This window comes from Corynebacterium sp. c24Ua_83 (genome assembly GCF_039907245.1).
Lineage (GTDB): Bacteria > Actinomycetota > Actinomycetes > Mycobacteriales > Mycobacteriaceae > Corynebacterium.
Window position 1 is genome coordinate 189,646 of the sequence record NZ_JASBOI010000003.1, and the last position, 19,852, is coordinate 209,497.

Below are 19,852 nucleotides of genomic sequence, written 5' to 3' on the forward strand. Positions count from 1 at the left end.
GAACATCTCGGCGCCAACTAAGGGTTCGATGCTCATGCGCACGCCCTCAGATTGGCACTGCTGTACGACAAAGGCTTTGGGCAAGTGCACCGGTTAGCCCACGGCTGCCCCGCGTCCTGGTGCGAGAACTTGGGCTAACCTCGGGGCAACCCACCCCGCTCCTGGTGCACGTGTCTGGCTACATCACCAGCCGGACCTAACCGGAGCGTGGATCCAAGGAGAAAGGCATGCCCCCATGGAACTGAACCGCGACAAGGGCGAAGAATTCGTCCGCGAGACCCAAACCCCAGAATCCGCCGCTGCGTGGAAGAAGCAGCTCGACGAGTTCGCACCCGGCGCGTCCGACTGGGTTGTCGAGGCCGTCTTCGGCGGAATCTACCAGCGCGATGGCATTACTCTCCGCGACCGTCAGGTGCTGAACATGGCTGCCCTGGCTGCGATGGGTGGCGTAGAGCCGCAACTCACCGGCCACATCAAGACCGCTGTGGACGTCGCAGGCATGAGCCCAGAGGAGGTGGCCGAATGCTTCGTGCACCTCATGCCTTACGTCGGCGTGCCGAAGACTTTGGCCGCGATGCGCTGCATGAAGGCCGCCCTCGAGGGTTAATGCTGCCGGGGGGAGGCCTGGCCGCTTATTAGCGCTTGGCAATCGAGATCAACCCGACTGTTTCTTTCTCCGTTGACGGCGCGAGAAGTACGTCACCGCGGATATGACAACAATGGCCACGAGGCAAACAATGAAAACCCACCACTGCCCAACAGCGGGCAGAAGCGCAAAAAGGCTTGGGACTGCCAGAACTGCGGCTGCTAACGCGATTAATTCATTGCGTTCGTCGCGCCGCTCTTGTTTACGCTTATGAGCGTCTGCCTCGATGCCATCAAGTCTGATACGTGCGAAGTTGTACTGGGTTGTGTAGACGTTCTCACGTATCTCAAGTTCGCCGACGATGTCATCAAAGTCTCCCCGTGCACCTGTCTTTTCCAACATATGCTGCAGAATGGTGGTCGCTACGTCGCGTCCGGGGACTCGCTCGTACCAGAGGTGATCGCGCACATAGACTAGTTCCGCTTGTATCTTTGCGAACTTCCGTAGACTGCCCTGCAGCTTTTGGTCCGCGCCCCTTATCTTCTCGAGGGTTCCAGCATTGCCCTCAGAGCCGGAGCTTTCCAAGACATTGAGCGCTTCCGGACCGAAAGATAATTGGCGAAGTTGTTCACTAATACACCCCAGATAATTATCTGCTCTAAGCGCTAAAATAGCCAAGTCTACAAAGCGAGTCCCAGCCAGCATAAAGAAATTATTTTGCGAGTTTTCTAGCGGTGCCCGGCGCACCACTGCCAACCCCTCCTCGCAGGAGTGAATAGTCCAATCACGATAGCGGGACACGAGGCTTCTGTTTATAGAGCCATCGCGGAAATAAGGTATTTCTGTTGTGTACCGGTCGAAACGGGAAGCAAAGTACCATGCCCATTGGTCGTGGAGCATCCAGTTCTCCCCCGTCTCCTCAGATGCATCCGCGATGGGGGTTGGCAGGGCAATGTCTGTACGGCCCGGGATAGCCATCGTGACGCAATAAGGTTTAGGAGACTGGCGCCCGTGGTTCGCTTTTGTTCCTCTACCGGGTATTTTGAAGTATCCGCCCTTGGTGAGATCCCACGGAGCGTGAGTTTCCGAGCCAACGAATAGCTGTTTTTCCACAACCTTCACGGCAGCTTCCAATAGGCAAACACTAGCCTTGTTGTTAGTCAGTGGTGAGCCAGTGAGTTCTTCAAGTAGCTCTCTTTGTCTTGCTTCTCCGTTGCCTTCCTCCGCAATCAGGGTCATTTTCTCTCGTGGTTTAGTCAACGACGCAGTAGCTTCCTCCAGCGCTTTTCCGGAGCAATTTTCCGCGACGGCATGGATGACGAGAAAATTCTGTTCGAAGTTACTAGGTTCGCCACTTTCAAGGTCATAAAGGCATGGCCCGGAGTATTGCAAGTACTCGGCACACACAAACTTCAAGGTCGCAAAGGGGTGCCCAGTGTCGTCCAAAGCGAAACGCAGCGGATACGTCTCCATTTCTGGTGCCTGCTGCTTGCCTTCCGTCGTTAGGTCAGGCTCAAAAACGAGGCGATGCGCGACGACCTTGGCAGGATTAGTAGATGCATCTGAGATCCACTCCGCGGGATCCCCACCAGACGTCGGTACAGCATCAACCGCACCCGCCCCCATAGAGCTGGCTAGGGGCTCACGGAAGTACGACCCAGCACTCTTATGGAAAACGCGGGGTACATATTTAAAATCAACTTTATTACCCCAGAACTGGCGAACGAAGTCCCCTTTTTCATCCCGTTCTGCGAACTCAATCTTCTTAATCCCGCGAAAACGACCGGGCACCCAAGCCTCGGGCCAATCGAAAGCCTCCGATAATTCGGGCACTGGAAGAACCACCGCGAAATGCGCAAGGCGCCACTCCGGCTGAGAGCCGCAGACATAACCCTCCGGAAGATGGAACTCCGCTCCCTGGATTTGATACCAGTTGGAATTCCGAGCATTGTTCGCCTCGGTGAACTCGTCGTTTATCCCCATATCACAAAAGCCTCCGTGATCTTCGAACCACCTGTGCCCCAGGCTACAACAGCACTTCAGAAGCCTATCCACTTTGAAACCATCACCACCCCTGAAATAAGGTCACCCTTAGTAGCGCTATGCTTCTATAAAGGCAGAACTACACACAGGCCATCCGAAGGAGGGCACGCACCACAGTGGCTGAAAAGGACCCGCACGCCGCAAACTCACAGCCGGGCAACCCTCGCGGGGACGTGCAGCCAGGCACTCCGGGTCAGGACACCGCAAACCCCCGCCCCGGCGCGACGGAGGCCACGATCCAGTCCCCCGGCACCTATCCCCCGGGTGAGGATCCGCGCCGCTGGAAAGTTCTTGGCGTCATCCTCACGACGATCTTCATGTCGCTGATCAGCGTGTCCATCATCAACGTCGCCCTGCCCTCAATCCAGCAGGGGCTGGGCGCCACCGAATCGGACATCCAGTGGGTGCTCTCCGGCTACACGCTGACGTTCGGCGTGGTCCTCGTCGCCGCCGGCCGCGCCGGCGACCTGCTTGGCCGGGGCGGGATGTATCTCATCGGCCTGAGCGTCTACACCCTGGCCGCCATCACCGCGGGCTTCGCCCCCACCGCGGAAGCCCTGAACGTCACCCGCTTCATCCAGGGCGTGGGCGCCGGCCTGCTCAACCCGCAGGCCGTGGGCATGATTCAGCAGTTCTTCCGCGGCAAGGAGCGCGGCCGGGCCTTCGGTTGGTTCGGCACCGTCGTGGGTGTGGCCGTGGCCATCGGGCCCGTCCTGGGTGGTTTCCTCATCCGCGTCGGCGGACCGGAGCACGGCTGGCGCTGGACATTCCTGGTCAACGTTCCCTTCGGCCTTCTTGCCTTCGTCCTCGCGCTCCTGTGGTTCCCGCGCCCGCTGATGAGCCGAGTTAAGGATCCCGCCACCGGCCGTAACGTGGGCGTCATCCGCGCAGTGCGCAGCCTCGACCCCTCCGGCTCCCTCCTGCTTGGCTTGGCCGTCCTGGCCTTCCTCTTCCCATTTGTGGAGTCCTCCGGCAGCGCGCGCACCTTCCTGCTCCTCCCCGTCGCCGTCGCCCTTCTGGCCGGGTGGCTGGCCTGGGAGCGCCACGTGAAAAAGTCGAAACCCTTCGACCCGATGGTGGACATGCAGATCTTCCGCTTCCCCAGCTTCCGCCTGGGCACCATGCTGGCGGGAGTGTACTTCATGGGCATTACCAGCATCTGGGTGCTCGTGGCCCTGTACTTCCAAAACGGCCTGGGCTATAGCGCGCTCGTGGCAGGTAGTGTCGGCATTCCCGCCGCGATCAGCAGCTCCTTCGCCGCCAACTGGGCCGGCAAGAGGGTCGCCGACCGGGGTCGGCGAGTCGTCATCGACGGCATTTCCGTGGCGCTGACCGGCATCGTGCTGACCATCCTCGCCCTGGTGCTGCACCACGTCGCAGGCATTTCGGAGTGGTGGATGGTGCCCACCCTCTTCCTCGTCGGCACCGGCCAGGGCGCGGTCATCGGCCCGAACCAAACCCTCACGCTCGCGGACGTTCCACTGAACTACGCGGGTAGCTCCGGCGCGGTCCTGCAAACCGCCCAGCGCATCGGCACCGCCATGGGGCTCGCGCTGATCACCGCGATCGTCTTTGCCAGCTCGCGCGCCATCAACTGGACTCTCGGCACCGCCATTGGCTTCGGCACAATCGGCTCGCTCATCGCCGTCGCCCTCGTCATCGCGCTCTACGATAATCGCCTGCGCGCCCGCCGTGCCGCTCGTTAGTTACTGACGCCACCAGGCCTTTACAACCACCGAATTCCGCCCTAATCTGAGGTGAATCAGTTAAGAGGGGAAGTGATTCAAGTGGTGCCAGAAGATTTTGGAACACGTCTGCGAACCCTAAGAGAGCTGCGAGGTTTGTCGACTCGTGAACTCTCACGAGAACTCGAGGGAGTGATTTCCCAATCTGGGATCTCACGCATGGAGAATGGGGCAAAACCACCAACGGTGAGCGATCTCGTAGCTCTGAGCTGGGTGTTTGGAGTCAGCCTGAATGAGCTAACAGACGAAATTCCACTTTCTAAGCGCGCCCAGTGGGCTGCGCGTTCTTCAAAAGAGATCGACATCTCTGAAATAAAAAGCGATCTGATGCCGTACCTCGAGCTCCGAAACACCCTGGACGAGGTGTTAGATGCCTAGTGCGTTTTCCTATGAGCAAAATGCCTCCCCAACCAGGCAAGGCAAAAGCCTTGCTGAACAATTCCGGCACTTTTACGAGCTTGGAGACGATCCCATCGATCGCATCGAATCGTTTACCGAGCACGTAAATGCTGACCTGCTCATTCGCCCTCTCCCAACGGACGTTGAAGCAATCTCCGTCAAGGATCCACAAACGGGCAACATCGTCATCGGCGTAGGAACAAGCACCTCTCCCTATCGGCAACGTTTCACTGTAGCCCACGAGGTCGGACACATCCTGGCTGACGATATTGACCGATCTTCCGAGGTTCCTCAATGCGAGCCAAACAGCCCTTCGGAGACTCGAGCCAATTCGTTTGCCCGCAACGTGCTGTGCCCCTTGGGTGGGGTAAAGAAATTTGCTCAGAACCTCTCTCCCGCAGCCCCCGAGACGCTCTCCAAGATCATTCAACACTTCCGCGTCTCCCCTTCGGTAGCTGCCATCCAGCTGAAAGAAGCTGGATTGATTAGCGAGGAAGTCTGCAACGAATTATCTAAAGAATGGTCCGCTCCTAAATTGGCTTCCCTCTACGGCTGGCGGGAGCAATACAATGCGGATGCGCTAGTTTCAGACCAGCCACGACCATCGCCGCGCCTGGTTGCCGACGCAACCAGGGGCTATCGCAAGGGCGTCGTATCTTCTTCCGCAGTCGCACTAGCCCGTGGCATTTCCTCAGAGCAGGTGAAACAAGAACTAGATGTGGCACCCGCGGAACCACAATCGACGGACTCCCCTTTACATCCCTGAAGCAGTGGCATCAGAACGGCCAAGGGCAGGAGATGGCACAAAAGCGCCAAGTTCGTTCGTTCAGCTCTGAGGATGTTTTGCTCCGCGCACTTCAGATGAAGAAGCTTCGGACAAAGTCCGAAGTACGAAAGATCTGGGAGCAGCTCTCCGAGTTCGACACCCACGTACACTTCTCAAACACAAAACTATCTAACCCAAAAATCTACCGCGACCTTTAGTTTCCCAACCCTAGCCTCACCTAACAAAATGTGCCCTGACCTGCGTAAAGGTAGCCTTTCAATGCTTGCAGCAAATCTGACGCTCAGCGATAATTGAGTCATGAGCACTTCAGTATCTTGCCCCTGCGATCGCTACTACGACGGCAGCTGCACTGCCGTGGCTACGTGCGAACGCGGGATTATCACCATCCCGACGGCTGAAGTGACCGCGCACGCAGAGGTTCCGCCAGCCACTCAGGCCGAACACACGCCGACCGCTCCAGCCGAACACCCCGAGCTCACTGCCCCAGCTGAGTACGCTGAGCTCCCCGAAAGCGCCGAGCTCGCTGAGCCCGCCGACGTCGATGAGAATCACGGCGAAAGCCTTAACCGGCCCTTCCGGTTTTAGAGTGCGTTGATTTTGTCCTGTAGTTGTCCGGAGTGGATCAGGCACCGCAAGATGTAGTGGTTGAGGTTTTTGAATCCTAGGGCGATGCCACGTAGGTGTTCGAGTCTGCCGTTGATTGCCTCGACGGGGCCGTTGGATGCACCGATATCAAAGTAGGCGAGCACATCTTTGCGTCGACGCCACAGGGTGCGTCCCAGTTGAGCGAGCTCTTCTAAGCCTTTTGGTAATCCTTTACGCAGGGTGTGGATGATGCGTTCCATGAGCTCTTTGCCTTCCGATTTCTTCGGATGCGCGTACGCTGCGATCATGTCTTGGTAGAGCAACCACGTTACTTCTAGGGCCACGTAGTCGTTATCGGTGGCCCACAACATTTCTCAGCGTTGCTTTTGCCGCTCGGTGAGATAGTTCGTCCTGGTCAACAGGGTGCGCCGGTGCTTGTACAGTGGGTCATCTTTGCGTCCGCGGCGCCCAGTGGTCTCGCGTTGGAGTCTTTGTCGGCAACTGGTGAGCTTGTCGGCTGCCAGATGCACTACATGGAAAGGGTCCATGACTTTGTCCGCCTGTGGTAGTTGCTCCTCGACTGCGGTGGCATATCCGGTGAACCCATCCATGGTCACTACCTGTATCTGCTCCCGGAAGCTGGGGTTGCGTTCCTTAAGCCACCCGCTGAGCACGTCTGCGGACCTGCCCGGTCGCATGTCTAACAAACGTGCAGGCCCACGCCCGTCCACCAGCGGGGTGAGGTCAACGAGTATGGTCACCAGGTTTGATGCCTGGCCTGGTTTTCTGGTGTGTTTCCATACATGTTCATCGACTCCGAGGACGCGAACCCCGTCTAGGTGGCAGGGGTCGCCGTAGACAAGCTGGCGGCAGGCGTTCAGTGCGACTTTATTGACCAGGTCCCAGCCCACACCGAGTGCTTTGGCGGTAGCTGACACACTCATCCGGTCAATAGCAACGCGTTGCAAGATCCAGCGGGTAACCCGGTCAGTGAGCTTGGCGCCGTCATCAGCGCAGGTTAAAGATTCTTGGAAGATCTTTCTCTTACATGAGGCGGCTGTGCACCGGAATCTAGGGACTTTTACGTGCAGCCTAGTGGGAAATCCAACAACAGGAAGATCAACGAGTCGACGGGTGATGTGGTCGCGCAGCATTCCTGGCTGTCCGCAGTCCGGGCACACGCCGATAACGGCTACTGGCGTGGCCTCAATGAGGGTCAGCGGTCCGGCATCAGCGGCACCGGTGATGGCAAGCCCGATTTCCGCGGTACGGCAGATAGTGTCGGCGACGAGGTTTCCAGTAGGCTTCTGAAGTGCCCCGGGTTTTGTTCCTAGGCATTTGCCTTGATTTCTATTATTGCTTGCGGCGGGTGCTGCTCCTAAAATTCGGTTTCCACTTCGACTGGGGTTCGGTATCCCAAGCTTTGGTGAAGCCTCGTCTCGTTCCACCATGACACCCACTCGAACGTCGCGATTTCTACCTCGACAACGTCATTCCACCTGCGAGTATGGATCAGCTCGTTGTTGTAGGAGCCGTTAACGTTTTCAGCCAGAGCATTGTCATAGGAATCCCCGACAGTTCCGGTGGAAGCGGCAATCCCGTGCTGGGCAAGACGCTCGTTGTAGACAACGCTGACATACTGCGAGCCGTGATCTGAATGGTGAATGAGACTTGTTGTTTCTTCAGCACACGCGATCGCCTGGTTGAGAGCTTGCAGTGGCAACGCTTGAAGTCCGCATGGAATCTGATAACGCCCACCCAACGATCCGTCGGGAGTAAACATCGGTGACAAATGCGGCGTACACAAAGCCTTTCTTCGTGCGAACGTAGGTAATGTCAGCCACCCACAGCTTGTTCGGGCCTTCGGCTTTGAATTCTCGCTTCACCAAGTCCGGGCGCAAATCCGGCCTTTGAGGTGTGCAAGTGGTCATAGGCGAGCGGCCTTTGCCTGATACACCGGCTAGACGCATCAGCCGCGCGGTTTGTTCACGACCGATATCGATTCCGTCACGATGAAGAGCATGCCACATTTCCGTACACCGTAGACACCGTAATTATCCCGATGAATGGCACCAATGCGTTCAACCAGCACAGCATCACGAAGGCGGCGAGCACTTAGTCCACGGGCCTTGGACTGGCGATACCCACGCGAGGTGATGAACCCACCAGCCCGGTTATCCTTCAACGTCTTACAGATGAACTCGACAGAGAAACGATTCCGGTATTCATCGATGAACCGGATCATTTCCGACGTTTTGGGTCGAGTTCCGACGCGAAAAAAGCTGAGGCAGCCTTTAAAAGTTCATTGGTGTCGCGTAGCTCTTGATTTTCACGGTGCAGCCTCGCGTTTTCGGCGGCCAGATCTTCAGGCACGGGTTCTGGGATGTTTCCCGCACGGCGGGCCTGCTTAAGTCCATTGACGAGCCGTGTGCCATGACACCCCCAACTTTGGAGCCACTGAAGCGTCCTGGTTTTCGTTCCGCTTATTTAACGCCCAACGTTTGAGCGCCTGATCGTTGATAGTAGGCGTGCTCCATCTCCTGTGGAGTGATATATCCCAGGGATTGGTGAAGTCGTTGGTTGTTCCACCAGTGCACCCAGCGAAGGGTGGCGATCTCGACTTCACCGACCGATGTCCACGGCCGGTGGGGATAAATTAGCTCTGTTTTGTAGAGCCCGTTGACCGTTTCAGCCAACGCGTTGTCATAGGAGTCGCCAACGGTGCTGACAGATGGATCGATACCCGCCAGGGCGAGTGCTTCACCGTAACGGATCGACACATATTGCGAGCCGTGGTCACTGTGGTGGACAAGCCCTTCTGAGCGAAGATCACCAGCGTGGTACAGGGCGTGCTCAAAGGCCTCCAGCGGAAGTTCATCGGTACGCATGCTCGCCCGAGTTGCCATACCGACGATCTTCCTGGAGTACACATCGGTGATAAACGCGGTGTAGGAAAAACCAGACAAGGTGCGCACATAGGTGATGTCAGCGACCCACAACCGGTGCGGTGCGGGGGCAGTGAAGTCACGGTTGACCAGGTCAGGGCGGCCATCCGGCACGTTGGCCCGAAGCGTTGTCATCGGTGTGCGGCCACGCCTACGGCCGTAAATGCCAGCTTGCTTCATCAAACGCGCGGTCTGATCACGACCGATGTTCCAGCCGGCGCGCTGCATAGCCTTCCACATCTTGCGGCCCCCGTAGACGCTGAAGTTGTCCTCGTAGACCCTCACCAATTCAAAAATGAGCAGCGCATCCGACAAACTCCTCGCCGACGGCGTTCGTGTTTTCGCTGCTCGGTAGCCACGAGAGGTGATGAACCCACATTCTGTCTCTTTCACTGTGCGGCAGATAGCCTCGACCCCGAAGCGATCGCGATACGCATCGATGTATTCGATCATCTTCTGGTGGGACGGTCGAGTTCCGCCGCGAAAAAAGCTGACGCGGTTTTCAAGATCTCATTAGCCCTGCGTAGCTCCTTAATTTCTTTCCGGAGCCGCTTCACTTCGTCAGCCGTTGACTCGACGGCGCCAATCTCAACATCGGACGAGGCCATATTCGGCTTCAACCAGTCGTTGAGTGTGTGCGCTGGAATGCCGAGCTTTTCACCGATCTCTACGGCTGCACCCCAGTTCGAACACCCTTCGAGCTCAACGAGATCCTCAGCCAAACGCACTGCCTTGGCCTTGAACTCGTCACTGTACTTCCTTGGCATGATTCCAATCCTTCTCTAGAAATGATCGGAACTAAACCCAGGACACTTCACTTTCATCTTCACACCAGGGACCCCTACATGTTGTGGTGACCCGCTGAACCCGTCGTGTTCTACTTCACCCCGCTACGCACCCCGAAACCGGAAGAGCCCCTTAACCGCCTCCGCGCGGCTGTCCTCGGTGCCAACGACGGCATCGTCTCCACCGCCGCGGTCCTCGTCGGCGTGGCGGGCGCGACCAGCAACCCACAGACCATCGCCATGTCCGGACTGGCCGCCGTCATCGACGGCGCCGTGTCCATGGCGCTCGGCGAGTACGTCTCCGTCTCCTCGCAGCGCGATTCCGAGCGCGCCATGGGCATAAGCCAACTAGTGAACCCATGGTCGGCGGACATCGCATCCTTCATTTCCTTCATCTTGGGTGCCGCACTGCCGTTTGCCGCCGCCCTGTTTGCCCCCGTCGCCGTAATCTTCGGCGTGACCTTCGTAGCCTTGGCGCTCACTGGCGCCCTGCCGGCTCACCTCAGTAACGTACCGAAGACCCGCGCGGTGCTGCGTATCGTGATCGGCGGAATGGCCGCCCTGGCGGTCACCTTCGCCGTCGGCTCTCTATTCGGGGCGGCGATATAGCCCACCTCCCGTCTTCCCCAATAGCGCTGCAGCTTCCCAGCTAAGTTCCTTGTAGACTCGGGTGCTGCAGCGCTTTTTCGTAGCACCACCGGAGCACTCCGCAAGGGAAATTGACGAAATCGTCAAAATCTACAAAGATGTCCAGGGTGTCTGTTGAAATAGACCGAGCTTCCCTACCCACAGAAATCAGGTAAAGCCATGTCTTCCCTAGCAGTAGAAGCCCAGGATCTCGAGCGAAAAGGTGACGAAGGCCGAGTGTTCGGCCCTCTTTCTTTCGCTATCCCCAACCAGGGTCTAACCAACCTGCTTGGCAAGGGTGGCTCCGGCCGCACGGCCCTGGCTCTGATCCTTTCTGGCCGAATGAAGCCCACCGGCGGCTCGCTACGCGTCCTCGGCGAATCCAAGCCGAAGCCCATCCGCTCCCGCGTAGCCATCGCGGGCGTGGAGCAGATCGACCTGCTGGAGCGTTCCGTCACGGTCCAGGACGTGCTCACCGAGTCCATGTCCTGGTCGAAGCCGTGGTTCAAGCCGATGCGCAAGGCCACCCAAGAGGACCTGGAGCGCTTCTGCAACTACGTCTACGGCGACCGCGACCTGCCCCCGCTGGATGCCTATATCTCCCAGCTGGACAACCTGGACAAGATCATGCTGCGCATTAGCTTGGCCCTGTTGCCCGCCGACAACAAGCCCGTCGAGCTGCTGATCATGGACGACATCGAGCAGGTGCACGAGAACGACGACCGTGCGATTCTGTTGCAGGTGCTCGAGCGCCTTTCGCGGGACATTCCTGTGGTCGTTAACTCGTCGAACCCCATTGTCGGTCCTGTGGAGCCCCACAAGGTTATTGAAATTGACGCCAACGCTGGCCACGCGCACCCGATTCATACCGGACTGCGCGAATACCCTGACCCGGCGGAGGTCGAATCAGGCCAGTACGACCCAGACCAACACTACTCAGACCAGCATGACCCTGAGCTGGATGACCCAGAGCTCGACGATCCAGAACTAGACGACCTGGACATCCCCGAAGACCACACCAACACCACAGAGCAGAAGGAGAACCGTTAATGCTTGCCGGTTTCAAACTAAACAGCGAAATCCGCAGCTTCAAGCGCAACCGGCTCACCCGAGCCGCACTTGTCATCCTTGTGCTTATGCCGCTGCTGTACTCCGCCCTCTACCTGTGGGCATTCTGGAACCCCTTCGGGAACCTGAACAGCCTGCCGGTCGCACTGGTTAACAGTGACAAGGGAACCAACGTTGAGGGCGAGGAGCTGCGCGCCGGCGACACGGTGATCGAAGGCCTAAAGGAAAACGACCAGATCAGCTGGATCGAAACGGACGCCGAAGATGCCCGCAAGGGCGTGGAATCCGGCCAATACTACTTCTCCCTCGAGCTGCCGGAGAACTTCTCCGAGGCGGTGGCCTCGCCCACCTCCGATAACCCGGAGAAAGCCAACCTCATCAGCACCTACAACGATGCAAACGGCTACCTGTCCACCATGATCGGCCAGAACGTCATGCGTGAGGTCATCAGCGTGGTGGGCGACAAGATCAGTGCCGAGGCCGTGGACAAGGTCCTCGTCGGCATCGTGGACGCCGGCTCCGGCATGCAAAAGGCCGCCATCGGCGCCGGCAAGCTCGCCGACGGCACCGCCGAACTGAAGGACGGGTCCATCCAATTGGACGACGGCGCCAACAAGCTCGCCGACGGCCTGGCCACCGCCAAGGACGGCTCCGGCAAGCTGCGCAAGGGCGCAACCGATCTGGACGACGGACTCGTCAAACTCCACGACGGCTCGGGCAAACTAGCCGACGGTACTGACGAGCTCGCCACGAAGGTGAACGCTGCGGCTGACAAGATCAATGGCAAGGCTGGAAAGCTCAACGAGCTGGAAGATGGCGTCAATAAACTCGGCGACGGAGCAAGCCAGGTCAACGACGGAGTGCAGAAGCTCAACACTCAACTCGGTGGCGTGACCAAGGCCCAGGGCGACCACGCGGCTAACCTGCGTGGACTCTCCCGCGACCTGCGCGGCACCGGCGTACCCGCCGCCATCACCGCAGCCGACGAACTGGACAAGGTGGCCCTCTCCCTGGAAACGCAGGGCCTCGGCCCGAAGTCTCAGAACGCCTCGGACCTGAAGCGCCTGGCCGACGGCAGCGCACAGCTGTCCTACCAACTCAACGACCCGAACGCGCCACTGCGCAACGGCGTGACCGAGCTGAAGGGCCTGCCAGGACAGTTCAAGCAGCTTCAGGACGGCGTGAACAAGCTCAACGACGGCGCGCAGACGCTGGATGAAAAGATGGGCGAAGCCTCCGACGGCGCGGGCAAGCTGAAGGACGGCGTGATCAAGCTGGACGACGGCAACACCAAGCTCAAGGACGGTGCGGATAAGCTCGTCGAAGGCACCGGCAAGGCCAAGGACGGCACCGCCAAGCTGGATGACGGCGCCTCCGAACTCCACACCAAGCTCTCCGACGGCGCCAAGCAGGTTCCGAATTGGAACGAAGGCCAGCGCCTGGCCACCGCCTCCACCATCGGCGGACCGGTGGATCTGAAGAGCGACAATGATTCCGGCAACCACACCTTCGGCGCCGGCATGGCACCGTTCTTCTTCAGCATGGCGCTGTTCATCGGCGGCATCATGGTCTACGTGATGATCAAGCCGCTGCAGGCCCGCACCGTCAACTCTGGTGTGCACTCCTGGCGTGCGGCACTCTCCGGCTTCCTGCCGACCGGCCTACTCGCCATCGGCCAGGCAGCCGTCGTGGTCGGCGTGACCGTCTGGGGCGTGGGCATGGATGTCGATAACCTGCCGGGACTATTCCTCTTCGCCGCCCTCGTGGCGCTGGTGTGGATGCTGATGAACCAAATGTTCATCGCGTTCATGGGGCCTGGACCAGGCCGCGTGACAGCCCTAGCGGTGCTGATGTTGATGATCGTCGCCTCGGGAGGCCTCTACCCCGTCGAGACACAAAACAAGTTCTTCCAATTCCTGCACCCGTTCGACCCAATGACGTACACAGTCAACGGCTTCAGGCAGCTGATCTACGGCTTCTACGACGAACGCCTACCGATCGCAGTGGGAGTGCTGTTCCTCGTCGGCCTCGGCTGCTTCCTGGTCACCACGCTATCGGCCCGTAGCCAGCAAACGTGGACCATGAAGCGACTGCACCCGGTGCTGAACGCTTAAGGTTCGGTGGGACGAGGGGGCGTCACAAAACCTTCTCGGCGCCCTCGACACCCAGCAACAAATCCGGGTCGATCTTCTCCCCCGCCCGCAGGGTAGAGATCGACCCGTTGGATTCCAGAATCATGCACGCGACCTCGCTAAAGTCGCGTACACCCGCCTTGCGTGCGGCCGTGGCAATAGCGGTTTCTGTGATGTGGTTGCGCTGCAGAGTCTCCTCCAGCACCTCGCCATGGGCGATCAGCACCGTTGGGGGTGGGTTGATGGTGCGGCGCAGACCCACGACGTCCTGCACGGCGCCGAATAGAGCCTCCATGCCCATGAGGGTGAGCAGGCCGATCACGCCCGCGGCCAGTGACGGCGGGTGGCCTAGAACAGTACGGCCCGCGACTGCGCCGAACATGAAAATAACGACGGCATCGAAGCCGCCCAGCGGGCTGAGGATGCGCTGCCCGAACAGCCGCACCGCCACCAGGAACGTCAGGTAGATACCGACGGCGGCGACCATGACCACCGGAATGCGCCACAGATCAATGCCGAGCTGTTCCTTCAGCACCGGCCCCCACCCCTGCGGCGGGGTGAAATCCGCCGCGCTTATCGCAACCGTCGTGAATGATTCATGCATCCCGCCAAACATGGATACTCATTGTACGCCCAGGTAGATAGCACGGCGCACCGGGCGCGTGGTGTGCGCGGGGCGCGTGGCACGCAGGTGTGCAGTGCGGGCGCGCGGCGCAGTGGGCGTGCAGTGCGGGCGCGCTGGGCGCGCTACTTCTCGAGCTCCGCGTCCGGGATCTCGCTCTTCACCTCGTCGGTGATGGTCTCGTGCAGCTCCTTGTCCTCGATGTTGGACTCACCGACCAGCTTGCGCAGCTCCTGGCGATCCTCGTCGGTGTACTCCTCATCGTCGTGCTCGCGGGCGTGGGCGAGCTCGTGGATGCGGTCACGGCGCTTGGACTCTGTGAAGATGCGGGCGCGGGAGCGGAGCCACCAGGCAATCATCACGACGATCATCACCAGGCCGATGTAGCCGATGACCGGGTAGACGTAGGTCATGAGGGTATCGAAGCCCACGAAGCTGATGCCGTAGCCAATGAGCGTCACCACGATAAACACCGGACGGAAGGACTTGTCGGTGCTGGCGGTCAGGCGCTTACCCAGCGCATAGAACATGCCGATCGCGGTGTTGAAGATCATGAAGAAGATGATGATCGCCATGATCACGCCCAGCACCGGGCTGATGTCGTCCATCATCGCCAGCATCGGCACGTCGCTGCCCTGGACGGTCTCGATGTTCAGGTACAGGGTGATCGCGGCGATGATCAGCATTGCGGTGTACAGCACTCCACCCATCAGTCCGCCCATGCCGGCTTCCTTCGGGGATGAGTAGTTACCGCCAATCACTAGGGACATGGACACACCCAGCAGCAGTGCCAGGCCGTTGTAGTTCAGGGCGGAGACGAACCACGGGGAAACCGGAGATTCTTCCGCCATCGCGATCTCGTTCAGGTGCGACGTGTCGGAGGGCATGTTGATCATCGTGTACACGAAGGCGAAAACCACCGCGATGATGATCAGCGGGGTCAGCGCGCCGATGACCTGGCTGACTTTCTCCACGTCCAGCATTCCGGCGGCCAGCACCACGCCCGTCATCAACAGCGCGCCCGCCCAGGCGGGGAGGCCGAACTGCTGTTCCAGGTTGGAGCCCGCGCCGGCGAGCATCACGAAACCAACGGCGAAAAGGGTGATCGTCACGGAGACATCCAAGAACCGCGAGACGATGGGGTGCGCGACGTTGCGGAACACCATGCGGTGCTCGTCGGCCAGGAAGTAGCTGCCGACCTGCAGGATCACGCTACCGGCGAGGGTCATAACGATGCCGGCCAGCACCGCGCCCCAAATGCCGTTGAGCCCGAAGGAAACGAAGTACTGGATCACTTCTTGGCCGGTGGCGAAGCCCGCGCCGACGGTCAGCCCGACGAAGGCCATGGCGATAGAGAATGTTCTCTTCACGCTGAGAAAACTCCTTCACTAAAAATTAGAAAACAAATAATGCGGTTTTGTCCGAACTATGACTGTACTCCGTCGACTTCCCTACAGCACTTCAGCTAGAGGCTGGCGGCGCTCAACAGTTCTGGCGCCTTACAACTCGCGCACCACGCACGCCGCCCGCACGTCACAGCCCGCGCACCACGCGCCCCGCGCCCGCGACGGCCTCCCCGGTGTAACCGCCGCCGAACACCGCCGCATGCAGCCACAGCAGGTGCTGCTGGTGCAGATCCACGCTCTGCGCACCCGTCCCCCAGCCATCCACGTGCGGGCTGGCCTCGAAATACGCGCCCTCGATACTGCTCAGGTGCGGCGCACCGAAAAGTCGCAGCGCTGCCAGGTCCGCGCGCGGATGGCCGCCATGCGCGCTCGGGTCGATGAGGATTCCTCCTTCCTTATTTCTTGACGCCACCTTCCCCCACAGCACATTCCCCGCCCACAGGTCACCGTGGATGCGGGCCGGAGGTGTGCCGTCGTCCAGCCGCCCGGCGCGCAGAGCCTCCAGCAGCCGGGAGACCTCGGCGGGAATGTCCGCTGCTGTGGCGCCACCGAATACACGCGCAACCAGCAGAGACAAGCATACGTCCGCGTAGAACTCTCCCCAGCTTTCGGAGGGCTTCAGGGGAAGCTCCAAGAGGTTGTCGTTGGGGCCTTGGAATCCAGCCTCTCCCGTCGGTGAGAACCCGAAATGGGGCGCCCCCGCGGCATGCGTGGCCGCCAGCTTTCGGCCGAAGTCTTCGGCCATGGCGCGTGTGGGCGTCATCGGCTCTACCCGATCGATCCCCAACCCACGAGCATCGTGCTCGTGAACAGAAACAACCGGCGCGCCGCCCGGAGCCTCGGCGAGCCAGCGCAGGCCCGCGACCTCCCAAGCGCCGGGGCGACCAGGGTTGTTCTTCCAATAAATGTCAGAAATAGCCATGCCCCCAGTGTTGCAGCGTTACGGCTTCGGCGCGGCGGCGTTGCTGTGGCAGCAGGCTGGCGGGCGCCTGAAAGGCCAGGAAAATCGGCCTACACTGGGAGTTGAAGGACGTCGAACCGGAAGGAGCATCATGAAGATCGTAGACAACGGACCAGAGGCCAATGTCTTTGACATTGAAACCGCCACCCGAGAGAACACCAACTACCGCACCACCGCATGGACGGGCAAGTACCTGCAGGTGACGCTCATGTCCATCGCCCCCGGCGATTCCATCGGCCTGGAAGTGCACCACAATACCGACCAGTTCCTGCGCCTGGACGCGGGTGTTGGCAAGTGCATCATGGGTCCGGACAAGGACAACATGACGATCCAGCAGGAGGTTTCCGACGGCTGGGCTGTGCAGGTTCCGGCTGGTGTGTGGCACGACATCATCAACACCGGTGACGAGCCGATGCAGGTGTACGCGATCTACGCGCCGAGCCACCACGCCAAGGGCATCGTGCAGGAGACCGCCGAGCAGGCAGAGAAGGACGAGGAGTCCGGCAAGGACGTTCCGCCGGAGTGGACCGTTCAGCCTCCGAAGCAGCAGGCCGACGAGCACGCCTAGAGCTGGTTGAGCTGGGTGGGTTGAGCCGGCTTGAGCTGGCCTGAGCTGGCTGGCACAGTGGCTGGGTTAGCTGGCGACAGTGGCACCTCTTTATGAGGTGCCACTTTTCTTTTGCCTTGCACCACGTAGCCTCCGCCGCGCGGCCTCCACAGCGCCAGACGCCCACGCCACTCACGCCACATGCACCCCTTATGCCCCACAGGCTCCGCAGTCGCGAGGTGGCTACGGCGACATTGTCCCAAATCTTCCACTTTCAGCGAAAAGCACATTTGCAGCCCAATTCTCAAAACCGCCTGACCTGCACAAACGAATTAGTTATAGAAACAGAGTGGAAGATTTGGGACATCACCCTCGCGCCAGGCGCCCAACCCCGGCATTTCACGCGCCCCCACCACGCGCCCAACACCCCCTCGAAACTCCCTAACCTCCGGTATGCCACACGTCATGAACGCAGTGCGTTAGCATGTGAAACTAAACAGTGTTCAATACTGACGTTCAAGACTGATGTTCAAGAGTGATACGCCCACATAATCGCCCAATACGCGCCCTATAACTCGCACGAGAAGTTTCACAATAGCTTTGAGGAGATCGACGATGACTACCCCACCAACCACCGAAACCCCAGAAATCCTAAACCTCGCCCGCACGAAGGTCCTGGAAAACGGCGAGCCTCTGAACTACCAGGAAACCCTCCAGGTTCTGCAGCTGGGCGACGAGCACCTCGACGAGCTCCTGGACCTGGCCCACCAGGTCCGCCTGAAGTGGTGCGGCGATGCCGTGGAGATGGAGGGCATCATCTCCCTGCAGACCGGCGGCTGCCCCGAGGACTGCCACTTCTGCGCCCAGTCGGGCCTTTTCGAGTCCCCGGTCCGCTCCATCCAGCTGGACATCGCCCAGCTGATCGAGGCCGCAAAGCAGACTGCCAAGACCGGCGCCACGGAGTTCTGCATCGTCGCCGCCGTGAAGGGCCCCGACGAGGACCTGATGAACCAGATGGCCAAAGCCATCGCCGCCATCCAGGCGGAGGTCGACATCAACATCGCCGCGTCCATCGGCATCCTCACCCAGGAGCAGGTCGATCGCCTGAAGGCGCTCGGCGTGCACCGCTACAACCACAACCTGGAGACTTGCAAAAGCTACTTCCCGGAGGTCGTCACCACCCACACCTGGGAGGAGCGCACCTCCACCCTGGAGATGGTCCGCGACGCGGGCATGGAGGTCTGCTGCGGCGGCATCGTCGGCATGGGCGAGACTGTCGAGCAGCGCGCGGAGTTCGCCATCGACCTGCAGAACCTCAACCCCACAGAGGTTCCGCTGAACTTCTTCGACCCCCGCCCGGGCACTCCTTTCGCAGACCTCGAACCCATGCCGGTCAACGATGCTCTGCGCACCATCGGCGCGTTCCGTCTGGCTCTCCCCCGCCAGCTGCTGCGCTTTGCTGGCGGCCGCGAACTGACCTTGGGCGACCTGGGCGCAGAAAAGGGCCTGCTGGGCGGCATCAACGCCGTCATTGTGGGCAACTACCTGACCACGCTGGGCCGCCCGGCCGAGCGCGACGTGGACATGCTCGGCAAGCTCCAGCTGCCGATCAAGGCCCTGAACGCAACCCTGTAGGCATACCGTGACTTCCTCGATGCCTTTAAGCGAACTCACCGCCCTGTTTGTCTTGGGCGGTACCCCTTTATATGACGCCCACACGGGCCAGCCACTCGACTCTTCAGACGAGACCTTGCGCGTCGGCCGCGGAGCGCTTGCGCAGGCGAGCCGCGGGGCACTGGCGGGTTTGGAGCCACCGCGTTTCTGCCCGCTGTGCGGGCGCCGCATGAAGGTGCAGGTTAATCCGATGGGTTGGACGGCGGAGTGCTCCCGGCATGGCGATGTGGATTCTTCGATTGTGGTGGATATGTAGCTTCCAGCACGTAGTGTGGAACCACCGCTAGTTACGGCGACAAAACTTCCGCTGAAGAGACAATCCACTCGAGATCACCCACTAACAACACGGTTCACCTACGAAAGGCATCACAAACATGGCAGCACCGGAAATTTCCGCCAGCACCACCGTCAACGCACCCGCCAGCAAAGTCTGGCAGCGGGTTACCGACCTTTCGGCGATGGGCCAGCGCAGCCCGCAGTGCAAGAAGATGATCCTGTTGCCGCGTGGCAGCAGTTCCAGCAACAGCAACGCAGCGGGCGCGGGCAACGCAGCGGGCGCGGGCAACGCAGCGGGCGCGGGCGCCCCAGCGCCGCCCCCAACCCCAGGCACCGTTACCATCAACTTCAACCGCCAGGGGATCCTCTGGTGGCCCACCTGGGCGGTCGTCACCGAAGTCGAGCCGGAGAAGGTCTTCGAGTTCAAGATCCCCCTGAACGGCACGCGCTGGCACTTCGAGCTCGCCTCCGCCGCCGACGGCGCTCAGACGGTTCTCACAGAGAAGCGCCTGGCTCCCGGTGGCAAGACCTCCCTGATCTCCCGTGTACTGGTCGCGGTCGTCCTCGGCGGGGAGGAAAAGTTCGAGGCTAGCCTGCAGGAAGGAATCCAGCAGACCATCCGTGCGCTTGCTAGGGAAGCTGAAAACTTTTAGGTACAGTTCAC

General features: G+C 60.1%; 19 protein-coding genes, 1 pseudogene and 1 other annotated feature. Of the genes and pseudogenes, 12 read left to right on the forward strand and 8 right to left on the reverse strand.

Annotated features, from left to right (window positions below; translation table 11 throughout):
• The first annotated feature begins 235 nt into the window (after positions 1-235).
• A complete protein-coding gene (locus QKE30_RS03930; protein ID WP_239201286.1) occupies positions 236-607 on the forward strand; it encodes a carboxymuconolactone decarboxylase family protein in 372 nt (123 codons plus the stop codon).
• Positions 608-655: 48 nt separating this feature from the next.
• Here the strand turns inward: QKE30_RS03930 and QKE30_RS03935 are convergent, their stop codons facing one another.
• Positions 656-2,569, reverse strand: a complete 1,914-nt coding sequence (locus QKE30_RS03935; protein ID WP_239201282.1) for a hypothetical protein — start codon at positions 2,567-2,569, stop codon at positions 656-658.
• A 176-nt stretch (positions 2,570-2,745) separates the two neighbouring features.
• On the opposite strand from QKE30_RS03935, the gene QKE30_RS03940 reads away from it, so the two are divergent.
• From QKE30_RS03940 to QKE30_RS03955, 4 genes are all read left to right on the forward strand, one after another.
• Positions 2,746-4,335: an MFS transporter gene (locus QKE30_RS03940; RefSeq protein ID WP_347934148.1), complete on the forward strand. Its 1,590-nt coding sequence runs from the start codon at positions 2,746-2,748 to the stop codon at positions 4,333-4,335.
• An 84-nt stretch (positions 4,336-4,419) separates the two neighbouring features.
• Entirely contained in the window at positions 4,420-4,752 is a 333-nt protein-coding gene (locus tag QKE30_RS03945; protein WP_347934190.1) for a helix-turn-helix transcriptional regulator, read from the forward strand.
• The gene (locus tag QKE30_RS03950) at positions 4,745-5,539 is read left to right on the forward strand and encodes an ImmA/IrrE family metallo-endopeptidase (RefSeq protein ID WP_347934149.1); all 795 of its coding nucleotides are present in this window, start codon (positions 4,745-4,747) and stop codon (positions 5,537-5,539) included. Before QKE30_RS03945 ends, QKE30_RS03950 begins: the two co-directional genes overlap by 8 nt.
• Before the next feature lie 318 nt (positions 5,540-5,857).
• On the forward strand, positions 5,858-6,145 hold the full coding sequence (locus QKE30_RS03955) for a hypothetical protein (protein WP_347934150.1): 288 nt from the start codon (positions 5,858-5,860) through the stop codon (positions 6,143-6,145).
• On the opposite strand, the pseudogene QKE30_RS03960 reads toward QKE30_RS03955, so the two are convergent.
• From QKE30_RS03960 to QKE30_RS03975, 4 genes and pseudogenes are all read right to left on the reverse strand, one after another.
• Positions 6,142-7,422, reverse strand: a pseudogene (locus QKE30_RS03960) (ISL3 family transposase). The gene QKE30_RS03955 and the pseudogene QKE30_RS03960 overlap by 4 nt on opposite strands.
• A gap of 101 nt (positions 7,423-7,523) precedes the next feature.
• Positions 7,524-7,928 (reverse strand): integrase core domain-containing protein, encoded by a 405-nt coding sequence (locus tag QKE30_RS03965; protein ID WP_347934151.1) that lies wholly within the window; start codon positions 7,926-7,928, stop codon positions 7,524-7,526.
• A 186-nt stretch (positions 7,929-8,114) separates the two neighbouring features.
• Complete coding sequence (locus QKE30_RS03970) at positions 8,115-8,390, reverse strand: hypothetical protein (protein ID WP_347934152.1); 276 nt, start codon at positions 8,388-8,390, stop codon at positions 8,115-8,117.
• Positions 8,391-8,628: 238 nt separating this feature from the next.
• Positions 8,629-9,857 (reverse strand): IS3 family transposase gene (locus QKE30_RS03975; protein WP_347934153.1). Its coding sequence is split into 2 segments (ribosomal slippage): positions 8,629-9,581 and positions 9,581-9,857, totalling 1,230 coding nucleotides; the frame shifts between segments, so codons are not numbered across the junction.
• Positions 9,486-9,582: a sequence feature (AL1L pseudoknot), on the reverse strand. Its footprint overlaps the gene before it by 97 nt.
• Positions 9,858-9,962: 105 nt before the next feature.
• Here QKE30_RS03975 and QKE30_RS03980 point away from each other — a divergent pair.
• The 3 genes from QKE30_RS03980 (at position 9,963) to QKE30_RS03990 (ending at position 13,684) form a co-directional block, all read left to right on the forward strand.
• Positions 9,963-10,484: a VIT1/CCC1 transporter family protein gene (locus QKE30_RS03980; RefSeq protein ID WP_347934154.1), complete on the forward strand. Its 522-nt coding sequence runs from the start codon at positions 9,963-9,965 to the stop codon at positions 10,482-10,484.
• Positions 10,485-10,682: 198 nt separating this feature from the next.
• The gene (locus QKE30_RS03985) at positions 10,683-11,552 is read left to right on the forward strand and encodes an ATP-binding cassette domain-containing protein (RefSeq protein WP_347934155.1); all 870 of its coding nucleotides are present in this window, start codon (positions 10,683-10,685) and stop codon (positions 11,550-11,552) included.
• Complete coding sequence (locus tag QKE30_RS03990; RefSeq protein ID WP_347934156.1) at positions 11,552-13,684, forward strand: YhgE/Pip domain-containing protein; 2,133 nt, start codon at positions 11,552-11,554, stop codon at positions 13,682-13,684. Before QKE30_RS03985 ends, QKE30_RS03990 begins: the two co-directional genes overlap by 1 nt.
• A gap of 22 nt (positions 13,685-13,706) precedes the next feature.
• Here QKE30_RS03990 and QKE30_RS03995 read toward each other — a convergent pair whose 3' ends face one another.
• The 3 genes from QKE30_RS03995 to QKE30_RS04005 form a co-directional block, all read right to left on the reverse strand.
• A complete protein-coding gene (locus tag QKE30_RS03995; RefSeq protein ID WP_297666282.1) occupies positions 13,707-14,306 on the reverse strand; it encodes a YetF domain-containing protein in 600 nt (199 codons plus the stop codon).
• A gap of 143 nt (positions 14,307-14,449) precedes the next feature.
• Positions 14,450-15,694, reverse strand: coding sequence for a hypothetical protein (locus QKE30_RS04000; protein ID WP_297666283.1), 1,245 nt, complete (start codon positions 15,692-15,694; stop codon positions 14,450-14,452).
• A 163-nt stretch (positions 15,695-15,857) separates the two neighbouring features.
• Complete coding sequence (locus tag QKE30_RS04005; RefSeq protein WP_347934157.1) at positions 15,858-16,652, reverse strand: fructosamine kinase family protein; 795 nt, start codon at positions 16,650-16,652, stop codon at positions 15,858-15,860.
• Positions 16,653-16,782: 130 nt separating this feature from the next.
• On the opposite strand from QKE30_RS04005, the gene QKE30_RS04010 reads away from it, so the two are divergent.
• The 4 genes from QKE30_RS04010 to QKE30_RS04025 all read left to right on the forward strand — a co-directional run bounded on the left by QKE30_RS04010 (position 16,783) and on the right by QKE30_RS04025 (position 19,841).
• Positions 16,783-17,259 (forward strand): cupin domain-containing protein, encoded by a 477-nt coding sequence (locus QKE30_RS04010; RefSeq protein ID WP_347934158.1) that lies wholly within the window; start codon positions 16,783-16,785, stop codon positions 17,257-17,259.
• A 594-nt stretch (positions 17,260-17,853) separates the two neighbouring features.
• Positions 17,854-18,873, forward strand: coding sequence for a biotin synthase BioB (gene bioB / locus QKE30_RS04015; RefSeq protein ID WP_297666286.1), 1,020 nt, complete (start codon positions 17,854-17,856; stop codon positions 18,871-18,873).
• Positions 18,874-18,892: 19 nt separating this feature from the next.
• Positions 18,893-19,168, forward strand: a complete 276-nt coding sequence (locus tag QKE30_RS04020; protein ID WP_080721636.1) for a hypothetical protein — start codon at positions 18,893-18,895, stop codon at positions 19,166-19,168.
• A gap of 118 nt (positions 19,169-19,286) precedes the next feature.
• On the forward strand, positions 19,287-19,841 hold the full coding sequence (locus QKE30_RS04025) for an SRPBCC family protein (RefSeq protein ID WP_347934159.1): 555 nt from the start codon (positions 19,287-19,289) through the stop codon (positions 19,839-19,841).
• The last annotated feature ends 11 nt before the right edge of the window (positions 19,842-19,852 follow it).

Coding starts and splice junctions, on each gene's coding strand:
- QKE30_RS03930 (WP_239201286.1), top strand. CDS start 236: ATGGAACTGAACCGCGACAAGGGCGAAGAATTCGTCCGCGAGACCCAA.
- QKE30_RS03935 (WP_239201282.1), bottom strand. CDS start 2,569: ATGGGGATAAACGACGAGTTCACCGAGGCGAACAATGCTCGGAATTCC.
- QKE30_RS03950 (WP_347934149.1), top strand. CDS start 4,745: ATGCCTAGTGCGTTTTCCTATGAGCAAAATGCCTCCCCAACCAGGCAA.
- QKE30_RS03955 (WP_347934150.1), top strand. CDS start 5,858: ATGAGCACTTCAGTATCTTGCCCCTGCGATCGCTACTACGACGGCAGC.
- QKE30_RS03965 (WP_347934151.1), bottom strand. CDS start 7,928: ATGTTTACTCCCGACGGATCGTTGGGTGGGCGTTATCAGATTCCATGC.
- QKE30_RS03970 (WP_347934152.1), bottom strand. CDS start 8,390: ATGATCCGGTTCATCGATGAATACCGGAATCGTTTCTCTGTCGAGTTC.
- QKE30_RS03985 (WP_347934155.1), top strand. CDS start 10,683: ATGTCTTCCCTAGCAGTAGAAGCCCAGGATCTCGAGCGAAAAGGTGAC.
- QKE30_RS03990 (WP_347934156.1), top strand. CDS start 11,552: ATGCTTGCCGGTTTCAAACTAAACAGCGAAATCCGCAGCTTCAAGCGC.
- QKE30_RS03995 (WP_297666282.1), bottom strand. CDS start 14,306: ATGCATGAATCATTCACGACGGTTGCGATAAGCGCGGCGGATTTCACC.
- QKE30_RS04005 (WP_347934157.1), bottom strand. CDS start 16,652: ATGGCTATTTCTGACATTTATTGGAAGAACAACCCTGGTCGCCCCGGC.
- QKE30_RS04010 (WP_347934158.1), top strand. CDS start 16,783: ATGAAGATCGTAGACAACGGACCAGAGGCCAATGTCTTTGACATTGAA.
- bioB (WP_297666286.1), top strand. CDS start 17,854: ATGACTACCCCACCAACCACCGAAACCCCAGAAATCCTAAACCTCGCC.
- QKE30_RS04020 (WP_080721636.1), top strand. CDS start 18,893: ATGCCTTTAAGCGAACTCACCGCCCTGTTTGTCTTGGGCGGTACCCCT.
- QKE30_RS04025 (WP_347934159.1), top strand. CDS start 19,287: ATGGCAGCACCGGAAATTTCCGCCAGCACCACCGTCAACGCACCCGCC.